The 14,257-nt window shown below is 64.2% G+C and carries 13 protein-coding genes and 1 pseudogene; 8 read left to right on the top strand and 6 right to left on the bottom strand.

What is annotated here, in order from left to right; all coding sequences use genetic code 11:
* Positions 1 to 242: 242 nt before the first annotated feature.
* Together AC630_RS20415 and AC630_RS20410 are read right to left on the bottom strand one after the other, a co-directional pair.
* Positions 243 to 506, bottom strand: coding sequence for a hypothetical protein (locus AC630_RS20415; protein ID WP_167561248.1), 264 nt, complete (start codon positions 504 to 506; stop codon positions 243 to 245).
* Positions 503 to 763 (bottom strand): DUF7662 domain-containing protein, encoded by a 261-nt coding sequence (locus tag AC630_RS20410; RefSeq protein ID WP_074120263.1) that lies wholly within the window; start codon positions 761 to 763, stop codon positions 503 to 505. Before AC630_RS20410 ends, AC630_RS20415 begins: the two co-directional genes overlap by 4 nt.
* Before the next feature lie 155 nt (positions 764 to 918).
* Between AC630_RS20410 and AC630_RS20405 the strand changes: the two genes are divergently transcribed.
* A complete protein-coding gene (locus AC630_RS20405) occupies positions 919 to 2,418 on the top strand; it encodes a sensor domain-containing diguanylate cyclase (RefSeq protein WP_074120262.1) in 1,500 nt (499 codons plus the stop codon).
* 122 nt (positions 2,419 to 2,540) lie between these two features.
* Here AC630_RS20405 and AC630_RS20400 read toward each other — a convergent pair whose 3' ends face one another.
* Positions 2,541 to 3,416, bottom strand: coding sequence for a UTP--glucose-1-phosphate uridylyltransferase (locus AC630_RS20400; RefSeq protein WP_074120261.1), 876 nt, complete (start codon positions 3,414 to 3,416; stop codon positions 2,541 to 2,543).
* 207 nt (positions 3,417 to 3,623) lie between these two features.
* On the opposite strand from AC630_RS20400, the gene AC630_RS20395 reads away from it, so the two are divergent.
* Positions 3,624 to 5,012 carry a lytic murein transglycosylase gene (locus AC630_RS20395; RefSeq protein ID WP_074120260.1) on the top strand — a complete coding sequence of 463 codons (1,389 nt, stop codon included), beginning with the start codon at positions 3,624 to 3,626 and terminating at the stop codon, positions 5,010 to 5,012.
* 171 nt (positions 5,013 to 5,183) lie between these two features.
* Positions 5,184 to 6,897 (top strand): annotated as a pseudogene (locus AC630_RS20390) (SGNH/GDSL hydrolase family protein).
* Positions 6,898 to 7,054: 157 nt separating this feature from the next.
* Here AC630_RS20390 and AC630_RS20385 read toward each other — a convergent pair.
* Entirely contained in the window at positions 7,055 to 7,429 is a 375-nt protein-coding gene (locus AC630_RS20385) for a CsbD family protein (protein WP_074120259.1), read from the bottom strand.
* A 90-nt stretch (positions 7,430 to 7,519) separates the two neighbouring features.
* Positions 7,520 to 8,257, bottom strand: a complete 738-nt coding sequence (locus tag AC630_RS20380; RefSeq protein WP_074120258.1) for an SDR family NAD(P)-dependent oxidoreductase — start codon at positions 8,255 to 8,257, stop codon at positions 7,520 to 7,522.
* A gap of 99 nt (positions 8,258 to 8,356) precedes the next feature.
* Here AC630_RS20380 and AC630_RS20375 point away from each other — a divergent pair, with 99 nt between their 5' ends.
* Together AC630_RS20375 and AC630_RS20370 are read left to right on the top strand one after the other, a co-directional pair.
* Positions 8,357 to 9,136, top strand: a complete 780-nt coding sequence (locus tag AC630_RS20375) for an SDR family NAD(P)-dependent oxidoreductase (RefSeq protein ID WP_074120257.1) — start codon at positions 8,357 to 8,359, stop codon at positions 9,134 to 9,136.
* Between the two features lie 95 nt (positions 9,137 to 9,231).
* Positions 9,232 to 10,119 (top strand): TauD/TfdA dioxygenase family protein, encoded by an 888-nt coding sequence (locus AC630_RS20370; protein ID WP_074120256.1) that lies wholly within the window; start codon positions 9,232 to 9,234, stop codon positions 10,117 to 10,119.
* Between the two features lie 165 nt (positions 10,120 to 10,284).
* Here the strand turns inward: AC630_RS20370 and AC630_RS20360 are convergent, their stop codons facing one another.
* Positions 10,285 to 10,929 (bottom strand): YqgE/AlgH family protein, encoded by a 645-nt coding sequence (locus tag AC630_RS20360; RefSeq protein ID WP_074120254.1) that lies wholly within the window; start codon positions 10,927 to 10,929, stop codon positions 10,285 to 10,287.
* 142 nt (positions 10,930 to 11,071) lie between these two features.
* Between AC630_RS20360 and AC630_RS20355 the strand changes: the two genes are divergently transcribed.
* From AC630_RS20355 to AC630_RS20345, 3 genes are all read left to right on the top strand, one after another.
* On the top strand, positions 11,072 to 11,911 hold the full coding sequence (locus AC630_RS20355) for a protein-disulfide reductase DsbD domain-containing protein (protein WP_074120253.1): 840 nt from the start codon (positions 11,072 to 11,074) through the stop codon (positions 11,909 to 11,911).
* A 252-nt stretch (positions 11,912 to 12,163) separates the two neighbouring features.
* Entirely contained in the window at positions 12,164 to 12,529 is a 366-nt protein-coding gene (locus AC630_RS20350; RefSeq protein ID WP_074120252.1) for a hypothetical protein, read from the top strand.
* 311 nt (positions 12,530 to 12,840) lie between these two features.
* Positions 12,841 to 14,223 carry an oligosaccharide flippase family protein gene (locus AC630_RS20345; RefSeq protein WP_074120251.1) on the top strand — a complete coding sequence of 461 codons (1,383 nt, stop codon included), beginning with the start codon at positions 12,841 to 12,843 and terminating at the stop codon, positions 14,221 to 14,223.
* The last annotated feature ends 34 nt before the right edge of the window (positions 14,224 to 14,257 follow it).

Genomic DNA, 14,257 nt, shown 5'->3' with positions numbered 1-14,257 from the left:
AACCCTGATCGAGCCGAAATCCATCCCTCAAGATCAGTCACAGTTGAGCCTCAGCCTATGCTGATGGCTCAACCGGACAGCCGTGGGCTTGTCCCGGGCATCCACGTTCTTTGTAGTGGGGCAAGACGTTGATGGCCGGGACAAGCCCGGCCATGACGCTGAGGAGCTTTCGTGCCTTCAACACTCGCCTCATATGTGATTGCCCTGCCCCTTGTGGGAGAAGGAAGGGAACGTCGACTGATCTAGCTCTGCCTCCGCCGCAGGCCCGCAACCAAACCAAGCCCTGCCAGCAGCGACAACGCCGCGAGGCTTCCCCAGACCAATCCGGCCTGCTCGAGATAGACGTCCTGCGAGACCGGATCGTAGCAGCGGCCGAGCTCGTTGAAGCAGTCGCGCCAGCGCCAGTAGCGGGCCTCGAAGGCGAGCGCGAACAGCACGCCTGATACAATCAGGGCCGCGCCAAAGATCCCTCTCAGCCAGCGCAGGATCATGCGGCGCGATCTCACCTCTTCTGAGACTTCTGCTTTCTGAACCGCACGCTCTGGCCGTCCGGCATCCGCGTTGCGACAAAGCCCGCGGCGAGGCAGGCTTCGCGCTGCGGCATCTGGATGTCGGGGCTGCGCAGGCTGTCCCACCACGAGGCACGATTCGCCGCACGCGGCAGCGCCGCGCCGATAATCTCCTCGATCTGCTCAAAGCTCAGCACGAATTCCGCCTGCTTCTGCCGCATCAGATAGTCGCGCAACGCGTCGTAGTCGTTCACCGTCGTCCTCTCGTTCGAAACCCAAATTTGCGCAAATGAGGTCTGCTCAAAACCGTGAGCCTTATAAACCATCTCTTAACTCATTGCGGCGGCGCCGTCCCGGCTTAAACACTACGCAAGATTTCGGGCGCATCCACTAAGATCGGGGGTAACCGATGCTGTCTGGATGGCGCGAAGCCACGGCCGGCAGGCCGTGGCGCATTTCGGCGAAGCTGCTGATCGTCTCGTCCGTCGTGACGGTGATCGGCTTTTCCGCCATTTGCGTCAACGTCATGCTCGACATGCGCCGCGGCGAGAAGGCCCTTGCCCGCCAGACGCTGGAAAACCTCGCCACCTCCATCGACGCCGACATCAGCCGCAACATCGATATCTACGACCTGTCCCTGAAGGCCGTCGCCAGCAACATGCTGCTGCCCGAGATCAACACGGTCTCCAAGTCGATCCGCCAGCTCATCCTGTTCGATCACGCCACGACCGCAAAACATTTCGGCGCCATCCAGGTGTTCGACGCCGACGGCAATCTGACGATCGATGCCTCCACGCTCGACCCGGTTCCTCAAAATCGCGGCAGCGAGGACTACTTCACGGTTCATCGCGACAATCCCGGCGCCGCCGGGCTCTTCATCAGCCGTCCCATGCTGTTCCGCGGCGCCTATTCCATCGTGCTCAGTCGGCGCATCAACGATACCGACGGCGGCTTCATGGGGGTCGTCGCCGGCTCGATCCGCTTCAGCTATTTCCACGAATTGTTCGAGCGCCTGAGCCTCGATCCCGAGGACACCATCACCGTGCTGAGGAGCGACCGCACCATCATGATGCGGCGGCCGTTCGATCTCGACATCATCGGCACGAACCTGAATGACCGCCGGGCCTGGAAGGCCGACAATCTCCGGGTCGGCGCATCCTATTCAGGCGAGGGCCCGGTCGATTCGACGCCGCGGCTCTATGCGCGCAGTGGCGATAGCGGGCGGCTGTTCGTGGTGGCGGGCAAGCCCCTGACCGCCGTGTTCGCGCTCTGGCAGAGGGAGGCGCTTCGCATCGGCGCCGTGGTGCTGGTGCTCGCGCTGTTCGTCTTGGGCTCGGCCATCCTGCTCGCCCGCGAGATGGCCCGGCGCGCCGAAGCCGAAAACAAGCTCGAGGAGATGGCGACGACGGACGCGCTCACCGGCCTGAAGAACCGCCGCAAGTTCGATCAGGTCATCGACGGTGAATGGCGGCGCGCGATGCGCCAGAAGGCGCCGGTCGCGCTGCTGATGATCGATGCCGATCACTTCAAGGCCTACAACGACACGTTCGGCCACCAGGCGGGCGACCAGGTGCTGGTCGGCATCGCCATCTGCATTTCCGACTCGGTGCGGCGGGCCGGCGACTGCGCCGCGCGCTATGGCGGCGAGGAATTCGCGGTGCTGCTGCCGAACATTTCGGCCACCGACGCCTTCAAGATCGCGGAGACGATCCGCGGCAAGGTGCAGGGCTGGTCCGATGACCAGGCGACGTCAACCGTCTCCTGCGGCATCGCCAGCCTCGTTCCCGCCGCCGGTATGGATTGGTCGATCCTGGTCGCCGCCGCCGACAAGGCGCTCTATGCGGCGAAAGCCGGCGGGCGTAACCAGTCCGTGGTCGCAAGCCTTCCGAAGCTGTCGCTGGCGGCGTGAGGCCCGCTACTCACCGCCGTCATTGCGAGCGAAGCGAAGCAATCCAGACTTCCTCCACGGAAGCAGTCTGGATTGCTTCGTCGCTTCGCTCCTCGCAATGACGAGGAGGCGTAGCGCTCAGCCTACTGCCCGAGATACTTCTTCATTTCCGCGATCAGCCCGTCACGCAGCTCGGGCCGCTTGAGGCCGTAGGCGATGTTGGCGCGGAGGAAGCCGGGCTTGGAGCCGCAATCATGGCGCTCGCCCTCGAACTCGACGCCGTAGAATTTCTGCGACTTGGCGAGGCCGATCATGGCGTCGGTGAGCTGGATCTCACCGCCGGCGCCGCGCTCCTGGGTCTCCAGGATCTTGAAGATCTCCGGCTGGAGGATGTAGCGGCCGGTGATGGAGAGGTTGGAAGGCGCGGTGCCTTTGGCCGGCTTCTCGACCATGCCATCGACCTCGAACATCTTGCCGGTGCGCTTGCCGACGCCGCAGATGCCGTATTGATGGGTCAAATGGTCGGGCACCGCCTCGACCGCGATCAGATTGGATTTCTCGCCGAGCGAGGCCGCCGTCTCGATCATCTGCTTCAGGCAGCCGGGCGTGTTGAGCACGAGCTCGTCGGGCAGCACGACCGCGAACGGCTCGTTGCCGACGATGTCGCGCGCGCACCAGACCGCGTGGCCAAGGCCCAGCGGTGCCTGCTGGCGGGTGAAGCTGACGGCGCCGGCTTCGGGCTGGTTCTGCGCCAGGATCTCCTGCTCGGCCTTCTTGCCGCGCGCAGCGAGCGTCGCGTCGAGCTCGAACATCTTGTCGAAATGATCTTCGATGACATTTTTGTTGCGGCCGGTGACGAAGATGAAGTGCTCGATACCGGCTTCCCTGGCCTCGTCATAGACGTACTGGATCAGCGGCTTGTCGACGATGGTCAGCATTTCCTTCGGCATCGCCTTGGTGGCGGGCAGGACACGGGTGCCGAGGCCGGCGACGGGGAATACGGCTTTGCGAATTTTCATGTGATTGATCGAATACCTGAGGACACACGTGAAGGGAGCAATGGCATCTTGCTAGCCTGTTTGCAGCCGCTAACAAAGGCGGATGTGGGGCCTCGCCAGCGCAGAGTTAAGAAAAAGGCCGCCACCAAAATTTCACGTTTGTTAAGCTATTGGCAACCGTAGCCGGGCCTCCTGAAGGCGGATTTTCGGCCGGACAGGTGGGATACGATGCAATCAGAGGCAGGGCTGGCAAGACGTGCTGGATTCGTGGCCAGCGCAACGATGATTGCGGCCGCCTTGCTGCTGCCGGCTTGCGCGCACGCCCAGGCGCAGAACGGCCTGTCGAACCTGTTCGGCGGTATTTTCTCCGGCCCGAATCCGGCGCCCTCGCAACCGGCACCCGGCGGCGCCCAGACGGGAGCTCAACCCTGGAGCGGCGAGGACGGCGCCTCCGGCCACCCGCTGATGGCGGCGGCGGCGATCCGCGAGGCAGCGGGCAATTTCAACAATTGCGTCGCGGGGATGTGGCCCGATGCCGCACGCCGCAACATCACGCAGGACAACTTTCAGCGCTTCACCGCAGGCCTCGCGCCCGACCTGCGCATCATGGACCTGATGGATTCGCAGCCGGAATTCTCCAAGTCGATCTGGGACTATCTCGACATCCTCGTGAACGACAACCGCCTCGCCAAGGGCAAGGAAGTCCTCGCCAGATACAAGGCGCAGTTCGACGCCACCGAAAAGGCCTATGGCGTCGACCGTTACATCATCGCCGCGATCTGGGGCATCGAGTCCAATTACTCGACGCAGATGGGCGACCGCAGCGTGCTGCAATCCACCGCGACGCTCGCCTGCATCGGCCGCCGCCAGGCCTATTTCAAGGACGAATTCCTCTCGGCGCTGGAGATCCTCAACCGCGGTGATCTGCGCCCTGAGCAGATGCGCGGCTCCTGGGCCGGCGCCTTCGGCCCGACGCAGTTCATGCCGACCGCCTTCAAGCGCTTTGCCGTGGACGGCGATGGCGACGGACGGCGTGACGTCGTCGACAATCCGACCGACCTGATCGCCTCCACCGCCAACAATCTGAAGAAGGACGGCTGGCAGAGCGGCCAGACCTGGGGCTACGAGGTCGTGGTGCCCCAGGGCTTCAACTACATGCTGGCCGATCGCGCCAAGGCGATGACGATCGCGCAATGGGAGAAGCTCGGGCTCAAGCGCCCGACCAACCAGCCCTTCCCGCACCCGGCTGAGAAAGCCTATTTGCTCGCGCCGGCCGGCGCGCAGGGACCGGGCTTCCTGATGCTGCAGAATTTTCGCGTCATCATGAAGTACAACCCGGCCGAAGCCTATGCGATGGCGATCGGCCATTTCGCCGACCGCCTGCGCGGCGGCCAGCCCTTCGTGCAGCCCTGGCCACGCCAGGAGCGGGAACTGTCGCGCACCGAGCGGCTGGAACTCCAGCAACTCCTGGCCCAACGCGGCTTCTACAAGGGCACCCCGGACGGCCAATTCGGCGGCCAGACCCGGGAGGCGCTGCGCAACTTCCAGGCCTCGATCGGAGTGCCCGCGGACGGATTTGCCTCCTCCGACGTGCTGGAGCGGCTGCGCGGGCGGTAAAATCGCCCCGAAAGTAACCCTGAACCGGGATTTTGGCCGATAGCCTTGACGGGGGTGGCCGATCCCCGGTGTATGAACCGGGAATCTGCGAAGAGAATCTGCCCGTTTGCGGCCCGATTCCGTTATTATAACGAGCCTATTCCAAGACCCGTTGCGCGCGCCCGAGATCGCATGTCGAAGCCGAAATCATTCTTCAAGGCGCTGACCGAGACCGGCCCGCTGATCGCGCTGGGGACGGCGCTTGCGATCCTGGTGTCGATCGCAGGACCCGCTTCGGCGCAGTTCTTCAACTTCCCCGGCTTCGGCGGCTTCGGCGGCCCGCCGCAGCGCGCGGCGCCGCAGCCACACCGTGGCGGCGGCTGGTTCGGCGGTGATTTCTTTGCACCGTTCCAGCAGCAGCAGCAGCAGCAACAACAGCAGGCGCCGCGCCAGGACTTTTCGCGCGCGCCGGCGCCGGCCAAGCGCGACACCATCCCCGAGAAGAACGTGCTGGTGATCGGCGACGCCATGGCCGACTGGCTCGCCTATGGCCTCGAAGACGCATACACCGAGCAGCCCGACATGGGCGTGATCCGCAAGCACAAGACGACGTCGGGCCTGATCAAGTACCAGCCGCGCGGCGAGCCCTCGGACTGGGCGGTCGCGGCGAAGGGCATCCTCGAAACCGAAAAGCCTGACGTGATCGTCGTCATGCTCGGCCTCAACGATCGCGTCGCGATCCGCGAGGCTGCGCCCGACAAGTCAGACAAGGCCTCGGACAAGGACAAGAAGAACGACAAGGGCGCGCGCGCCAAGCCGCAAGGCAAGCCCGGCGATGCCAAGCCCGAGGACAAGCCGGCAGCGGATACCGACCTGCCCCAGGACGACGCTGACAACGCCGATGCGCCGTCGGCCGCAGCGCCCGAACGGACCGCACGCAACCCGAACGGCCTTTACGAATTCCGCGACGACAACTGGGTCGAGCTCTACAGCAAGAAGATCGAGGAACTGACCAACGTCCTCAAGGCCAAGGGCGTGCCGGTGCTCTGGGTCGGCCTGCCCGCGATCCGCGGACCGAAGGGCACGGCGGACATGCTGTTCCTGGATTCGCTCTATCGCGAAGGCGCGGGCAAGGCCGGCATCACCTATGTCGATGTCTGGGACGGCTTTGTCGACGAAGCCGGCCGCTTCCTCCAGAAGGGCCCGGACTTCGAAGGCCAGATCCGTCAGCTCCGCAGCGCTGACGGCGTCTATTTCACCAAGCCCGGCGCGCGCAAACTCGCGCACTATGTCGAACGCGAGATCACGCGCCTGCTCGCCGGACGCTCCGGCCCGATCGCGCTGCCGAGCGAACCGGCAACGCCCGACACCAGTGCGGAGCCCGGCAAGCCCGCGCCGCGGCCGCTGGCAGGACCGATCGTGCCGCTGGTTGCAGCCTCGATTTCGACCGATCAATTGCTGGGCGGCCCGGGCTCGCGTCCGGCGGCCGTCGATGCGCTCGCAGCGAAGACGATGGTGAAGGGTGAGCCGCTGACGGCCCCGGCAGGCCGTGCCGACGATTATGCCTGGCCGCGCCGCGAAGTCGGCCGCGAGCAGGCCAAGGGCGATACGCCGATGGCTGCGACGCCCCCCCGACGGCGGTGCTCATCCCAGTGCATCGGCCGCTCCCGGTGCGGCCGCCGCGATTGCGCCGCCCAAGCCCGCGCCGAAGAAGCCGCCGGTACAGCTACAGCCGCAGCAGCCCGCGCAGGCAACGCCGTCATTCCGTGATTTCTTCGGCTTCGGCTCTCCGTCGCCACCGCCGCGTCAATTGGCGCCGGCGCCAGGGCCGCGCAACCCGAATCCAAACCCCGCGATTCTGCGCCCGCCAGGCAATGTCGGACGATCGGCGGAAGTGTTCCGGTAATCGTTTCTCTGATTTGAGATGTCATTCCGGGGCGCGCGAAGCGCGAACTATGATGCGCAATTGCGCATCTGAGAATCCATAGCACCACCATCGATGCTGACGAATGGATTCCGGGCTCGCGCCAAGAGGCGCGCCCCGGAATGACGTGCAGGGCTGCTCAGCCGTAATAGCGCCAGCGCGGCGGCGGGCGGCGTGCAGGCCGCGACATCAGGAGCGCGAGCGCGAAGCCGATACCGCCGGCGACCAAGAGAGCGCCGAGCGGATTGTCCCGCACTTTCCTGGACAATGCCTGCGAGCCGTCGCGGAAGGTGTCGCCGCTGTTCTCGTAGACATCCTTGGCGTAGCTCGTGGCGGTGTCGGTGGCGTCACGTACGGCATCCTTGGCCTGGCCGTAGAGATTCTGCACCGTGCCTGCGGCTTCCCGCGCCTTGCCCGACGCCTGTGTGTTCGCATCGCCCGCCATCTCTCCGATCGCGCCTTCCGCGCGTCCGGCATATTCCTTGGCCGATCCGACAATCCTATCCGTGTCCATGATGATGATCCTCCTCGGGGGGCAGCCCAAGTAACTGATCAAGTAACCGATCAGGCGCGGCGCAGTTCCCTTTGGCCTGGGATGTTGATCTCAAAGAATGAGGCCACCATCGACGACGAGGGTCTGGCCGATGATGTAGGACGAGAGCGGCGAGGCCAGGAACAAGGCCGCGCCCGCCATGTCCGCCGGCGTGCCCAATCGCCGCAGCGGGATGCGCGCCAGCGCGCCTTCGAGCCGCTTGGGATTGTCGGTTGTCACCTTCGTCATCTTGGTATCGACGAGGCCGGGCGCGATGCCGTTGACGCGGATGCCATCTTCGGCCCAGGCCTCGCCCAGCGTGCGCGTCAATCCGACCGCGCCGGTCTTCGAGGCGTTGTACGCGGGATTGCCCATGGTCGAGTGATACGCCGCGGTCGAGGACACCATGATCAGCGCGCCCTTGGAATCCCGCAACATGGAATGAAACCGTGTCGCGCACGCCATCAGACTCATCAGATTGACCTCGACGACCTTGCGGAAGCCGCTCATCTCGAATTCACCGCGGCGATAGATCACCGCGCCTTGCGCGAGCACCAGGATATCGAGCCGGTCGAAGGTCGGCTTGAACGCTTCAATCGCGCCGGCATTGCCGACATCGAGCTGCGCATAGGAAAGACCCGTGAGATCGGAGCCTTCCTCAACCGAATATTCGGCAGGCTGGGCACGCGTGCCGCAAACTGCAACTTGCGCGCCCCTGGCGCGAAAGGCCTGCGCGATGCCGTTGCCGATACCGCTGGAACCGCCGACGACCAGCACCTGCTTGCCTGAAAAATCGAGCTCGTTCGCCATCGCGGCCTCCCCTTTTGTTTTGCTTGTTTGACCTGTCTGCGGATCGATGCCAGCCTTGTCAATCGCATAACAACAAACAAGACGCCGCGAGGAAACAGCATGTCCGAATTCAAGCAGCTCAGCCGGTCCGTGAAGGGCCTGACCGTTCTCGTCACCGGCGCGGCGAGCGGCATGGGGCGCGCGACCGCGCGCGTGTTTGCAGCGGAAGGCGCGAACGTCGCCGTCACCGATTATGACGAGCAGGGCGCGAAGGCGGTCGCGAAGGAGATCGCGGCGAGCGGCGGTTCGGCGAAGGCGTGGAAGCTCGACGTCGCTGACGGCGGCGAGATCAAGCGCGTGGTTGGCGACGTCGCCACGCATTTCGGCGGGATCGACATTGTCGTCAACAATGCCGGCATCTCCGTGCGCGTCGCGATCGACGACGAGACTTACGAAGACGCCTGGGCCAGGGGCATCGCGGTAATGCTGACGGCGCATCCGCGCATCATCCGCGCCGCGCTGCCGCATTTGCGCAAGTCAAAGTCCCCGCGCATCGTCAACATCGCCTCGACCGAGGCGCTCGGCGCCACAGCACTGCATAGCCCCTATTCGGCGGCGAAGGGCGGCGTGGCGAGCCTCACCCGCTCACTCGCGGTGGAGCTCGGCCGCGAAGGCATCACCGTCAACTGCATCTGTCCGGGGCCGATCCGCACCGCCATCACCGACCGGATCTCGGAAGAGCACAAGACCATCTATGCCAAACGCCGCACTGCACTCGGCCGCTACGGCGATCCGGAAGAAGTCGCGCACATGACGCTGAGCCTGTGCCTGCCAGCGGCTTCTTTCCTTACCGGCGCGGTGATCCCAGTCGACGGCGGCCTGATGGCGCGGAACGCGTAAGAGCCATGCGCGCAGAGCGTTGACATCACCCGACGCGAGAGTAGCTTTTTCACAGACAGAGCGGAGCAACCGCTCGTCTTTCGGGGAGAGACGCCATGACGATCGCCATCCGGCAGCTTCAGAAGCATTTTGTCGGCGAGGTTTCGGGCCTCGACCTGCGAAAGCCTCTCACACCGGATGAGGCACTCGAGATCGAGTCCGCCATGGACAAATATGCGGTGCTCGTCTTCCACGACCAGGACATCACCGACGAACAGCAGATGGCCTTCGCGCTGAATTTCGGCCAACGAGAGGATGCACGCGGCGGCACCGTGACCAAGGAGAAGGATTACCGGCTCCAGTCAGGCCTCAACGACGTCTCCAACATCGGCAAGGACGGCAAGCCACTCGCCAAGGACAGCCGCACGCATCTGTTCAACCTCGGCAATTGCCTGTGGCATTCGGACAGCTCGTTCCGCCCCATCCCCGCAAAATTCTCGCTGCTGTCGGCGCGCGTGGTCAATCCCAAGGGCGGCAACACCGAATTCGCCGACATGCGCGCGGCCTATGACGCGCTCGACGCCGAGACCAAGGCGGAGATCGATGACCTCGTCTGCGAGCACTCGCTGATGTATTCGCGCAGCTCGCTCGGCTTCACCGAGTACTCCGATGAAGAGAAGCAGATGTTCAAGCCGGTGCTGCAGCGACTGGTGCGCACGCATCCTGTCCATCGCCGCAAGTCACTGTATCTCTCATCGCATGCCGGCAAGGTCGTGAGCATGAGCGTGCCCGAGGGACGGCTGCTGCTGCGCGACCTGAACGAGCACGCGACGCAACCGGAGTTCGTCTACGTCCACAAATGGAAGCTGCATGATCTCGTGATGTGGGACAACCGCCAGACCATGCACCGCGTCCGCCGCTACGACCAGTCCCAGCCCCGCGACATGCGCCGCGCGACGGTTGCCGGCACCGAGCCGACAGTGCAGCACCAGGCGGCGGAGTAGGATTGAGGCTCTAGATGGTGGTCATCGCCCGGCTTGACCGGGCAATCCAGTACTCCGAGGCGGCTGTGATCGAACCGATAGGCCGCGGCGTACTGGATGCCCCGCCTCCGCGGGGCATGACAGTGAGCGTGACGTGACGCACGACACCGCAGAGAGTTGCGACAGCTACGCGTGCCCCGCCTCGTTCGAGAGCATGCCGGGGTCGATGCCAATCTTGCGCAGGGCGCGGGCGTATTTTTCGTCGACGTCGTCGCCGAAGATCAGGTCAGCATCCGCGTCGCAATGGAGCCAGCCGTTGCTCTGGATCTCGGTCTCGAGCTGGCCCGGTGCCCAGCCGGCGTAACCGAGTGCGAGGATGGCGTGCTTGGGGCCCGAGCCGTTGGCAATCGCCCGCAGGATATCGACGGTTGCCGTGAGGCAGACGCCGTCGTCGATCCTGAGCGTCGCGTTCTCGATGTAGAAGTCGCTGGAATGCAGCACGAAGCCGCGCCCGGTATCGACCGGGCCGCCGCGCAGCACCTTCATGCTTTCGGCATTCTCCGGCAACTTGATGTGCTCGCCCTTCTTGATGATGCCGAGTTGCTGCAAGAGCTCAGGAAAATCGATGCTGCCGGCCGGATGATTGACGATGATGCCCATCGCGCCTTCCGCCGAATGGGCGCAGAGATAGATCACCGAACGCTCGAAGCGAGAATCGCCCATCACGGGCATCGCAATCAGGAGCCGGCCGTCGAGATAACCGGCCGAATTGGGGAGCGCGGGGCCTGCCCTGCGGGTGCTTTCGCCCGTCCTTTTGCCTGCGGGAGCCATCGGTAAAGCACTCCGGTTTCAATTCCTATCCTGATATCGGGCCGGGCTGCTGTCAAATCAAGGCTTGCAGAGACTTGATACAAATGCATCCATCACAAGCAATTCAATGGTTTGCCCTGGGGTGACCCTGTAAAGACGTGCCATGCTCACAAGAGTTCCCATGCGTGCGGCGATTGGCGTCGCGACAACCCTGCTTGCGTCGTTGCTGGCGCTTGAAGCCCGTGCCGACGACGCTTCGCCATGGCAGCGCGACGGACATTCCGCGGTGCGGCTGCTCGCGGGATCGCGCAGCGGCGCGGTCCTGCTCGGCGGTATCGCGTTCCAGCTTCAGCCCGGCTGGAAGACCTACTGGCGCACGCCCGGAGACTCCGGCGTTCCACCGCGGTTCGACTTCTCCAAATCGGAAAATGTCGAGGCGGTGACCGTGATGTGGCCGGCGCCGTTGAAGTTCGATGACGGCGCGGGCGGCCATTCGATCGGCTATCACGACCAGATCGTGCTGCCCTTGCGCATCGTCGCCAAGGCCGCCGACAAGCCGGTGACGCTGCGGGCCGAGATCAACTACGCGGTGTGCGAAAAGCTCTGCATTCCCGTCGACGCCAATGCCGAGCTCGGTTTCAACAGCGTGGCTTCCACCGAGGACGCAAATCTGCGTGCAGCGCTGGACACCGTGCCAAAGCCCGCCAATATCGGTGATCCCAATCCGCTCACCATCCGCGACATCAAGCGTGACGGGACCAAGAATGTGGTGGTCGACGTGGCTGTGCCTGATGGCCGCAACGTCAATCTGTTCGTGGAAGGTCCGACGCCCGACTGGTCGCTGCCGATCCCCGCGCCGGTCGAGCACAGCCCGCCCGGTGTGAAGCGCTTCTCATTCGAGCTCGACGGGCTTCCGCCGGGCGCCAAGCCCGAGGGCGCGGCGCTGAAGTTCACGCTGGTTGGGCCGGAGAAGTCGTACGAGTTCAATACGAACCTGGAGTGATGTCCCCCCATCGTCCCGGCCCCCGTGCACAATTGCACACGAGAACATATACTCGAAAAGGCGCAGACGTCAGCGTCTGACGCTCAAGCGGAAATCTTACGATCAGCCAGAGCATTACCGTTCGTGACCCGGAGCAGTCCCAATCCTGGCGGTTCCGTTTTTGCCGAAGTAGCATAGTCAGGCTTGCAAACGTCGGTAGTCTGCTGCCAGACGGGGCATCTTGCGCTACCGTCCAACCGCGAGGAGCAAGCCATGATGAATTTAAAAGTTCTTGGCGCTGTCGTGATTGCGGCATCCGCCCTGTCCAGTCCTGCTGCACTAGCGCAGGCCGCCCTCTCCAATCCGGACGCCTGCGAAGCTGAATTCTCCAGCTGCACGGGTCTTGGAACCGGGAGTACCCCCGTCTATCGGTATAGGCAATCACTTCGGCGAGCAGCAGCGTATCACCAGCCCGCGGCGGCCGGCGCTGCCGTTGGCGGCTGGGGCAATTCCAACGCCATGTACGGCGAAATGGCCTGGCACGGCGACTGGAATACGTATGCCGCCCGCAACGGCATCGTCTGCAGGCCCGGCACCTATTTCAAGGGTGCTGACGGTCTCCGGCATCTCTGCCAATAGCTCACCCGCTCTGAGGCTAAGTCAGGCGGCCCCAAAGGGCCGCCTGACTCATGCCGGGCCGTGGTTCTCGTCCTGAGTGGGCCAGCATGGAGGCGGCCAGGCGCTTGCTTTTTCCAGCTGATGATCGCTGGCCCTTCTCGGACCTCTGCAGGTTCGCTGCCGGGGCAAAGCGCCGACCTCATACGCCCCTGACGGCCGCGCTCGTTCATGCGCACACCTCCCAGGCTAACATCGGTGACCCAACCGTATCTTAACGAATGGTTGCTAGGTCGAAGCCTGCCGCAGCATGCGGAACGCCTGGGGATCTCGAATTGGCCGTGATGGATGCTGAACCCGCAACGACCGGACCGGCCGGGTTGATCGCGCGGCTGCGCGGCAAGCTGGCGGGCGGATCGAGCGAGGCTTCGCTGACGCGACGGCTTGCCGGCACCATCTTCATCATCCGCGTCATCAGCGCGGGTCTTGCCTATTTCTCACAGGTCCTGCTCGCGCGCTGGATGGGCACGTCCGACTACGGCGTCTATGTCTATGTCTGGACCTGGGTGCTGCTGCTCGGCAGTATGATGGATTTCGGCATCTCGGCCTCCGCACAGAAGATCATTCCGGAGTACCGCACCAGCGGCGATCATAGGCTGCTGCGCGGCTTCCTCACCGGCAGCCGCTGGCTGACCTTCGCCGTCTCCACGCTCTTATCGCTTGCGCTTGCCGGCATCGTCAAACTTCTCTCGCCATGGATCGATCCGGCCGAGGAATTGCCGCTCTATATCGGCTGCATGACGCTGCCCGCCTTCGTCGTCGCCAACACCCAGGACGGCATCGCGCGCTCGCACGACTGGATGCAGCTCGGCTTGATGCCGCAATTCATCATCCGCCAGGCGCTGATCATCGGCATCACGGCCTGCGCTTTCCTGCTCGGCTGTCATCTCGGCGCAGTGGCCGCGATGGTCGCGAGCGCCGGCGCAGTGTGGATCGCGATGACCGGCCAGATGGTGGCGCTGAACCGCAAGCTCGCCGACCATATCGAGCCCGGCCCCAAGGCCTACGATATCAGCGGCTGGCTTGCCGTGTCGCTGCCGATCCTGCTGGTCGAAAGCTTCTACCTGCTGCTCTCCTACACCGACGTGCTGGTGCTTGAGCAATTCCGTCCCGCCGAGGAGGTCGGCGTCTACTTCGCCGTAGTGAAGACGCTCGCGCTGGTCTCGTTCATCCACTATGCGATGTCGGCGACGACAGCGCATCGCTTCGCCGAATACAACGCGCTCGGTGACAAGGCGCGCCTGTCGGCCTATGTGGTGCATGCCATCAACTGGACGTTCTGGCCGTCGCTGGCGGCGACCATCGTTCTCCTCGCGCTCGGCAGGCCGCTGCTCTGGCTGTTCGGGCCGCAATTCGTGGTCGGCTACGACATCATGTTCGTCGCCGCGATCGGGCTGGTGGTGCGCGCCGCGATCGGACCGGTCGAGCGTCTGCTCAACATGCTCGGACAACAGAAGATCTGCGCGCTGGCCTACGCGCTGGCGTTCCTGATGAATGTGGTCCTCTGCATCGCGCTGGTGCCGCGCTTCGGCGGCCATGGCGCCGCGGCGGCGACCTCGATCTCGCTCACCTTCGAGACGGTGCTGCTGTTCGGGATCGTGCGGCAGCGGCTGGGCCTGCACGTTCTGGCGTTTGGAAAATTCCGATCCCCTCTATAGAGACGTTGGTAAGCCACCTTCTATCTGCTAGAAT

The sequence above is a fragment of the Bradyrhizobium sp. AS23.2 genome, from assembly GCF_001908185.1.
Classification (GTDB): domain Bacteria; phylum Pseudomonadota; class Alphaproteobacteria; order Rhizobiales; family Xanthobacteraceae; genus Bradyrhizobium.
The sequence above is the reverse complement of the archived record's forward strand: the minus strand, read 5'-3'. Positions and strand labels throughout refer to the sequence as shown.

Bases quoted from the DNA above. Each gene is read 5' to 3' on its own strand.
- AC630_RS20380 (WP_074120258.1), bottom strand. From the start codon at position 8,257: ATGGCGAACGAGCTCGATTTTTCAGGCAAGCAGGTGCTGGTCGTCGGC.
- AC630_RS20400 (WP_074120261.1), bottom strand. From the start codon at position 3,416: ATGAAAATTCGCAAAGCCGTATTCCCCGTCGCCGGCCTCGGCACCCGT.
- AC630_RS20405 (WP_074120262.1), top strand. From the start codon at position 919: ATGCTGTCTGGATGGCGCGAAGCCACGGCCGGCAGGCCGTGGCGCATT.
- AC630_RS20370 (WP_074120256.1), top strand. From the start codon at position 9,232: ATGACGATCGCCATCCGGCAGCTTCAGAAGCATTTTGTCGGCGAGGTT.
- AC630_RS20385 (WP_074120259.1), bottom strand. From the start codon at position 7,429: ATGGACACGGATAGGATTGTCGGATCGGCCAAGGAATATGCCGGACGC.
- AC630_RS20395 (WP_074120260.1), top strand. From the start codon at position 3,624: ATGCAATCAGAGGCAGGGCTGGCAAGACGTGCTGGATTCGTGGCCAGC.
- AC630_RS20360 (WP_074120254.1), bottom strand. From the start codon at position 10,929: ATGGCTCCCGCAGGCAAAAGGACGGGCGAAAGCACCCGCAGGGCAGGC.
- AC630_RS20375 (WP_074120257.1), top strand. From the start codon at position 8,357: ATGTCCGAATTCAAGCAGCTCAGCCGGTCCGTGAAGGGCCTGACCGTT.
- AC630_RS20355 (WP_074120253.1), top strand. From the start codon at position 11,072: ATGCTCACAAGAGTTCCCATGCGTGCGGCGATTGGCGTCGCGACAACC.
- AC630_RS20350 (WP_074120252.1), top strand. From the start codon at position 12,164: ATGATGAATTTAAAAGTTCTTGGCGCTGTCGTGATTGCGGCATCCGCC.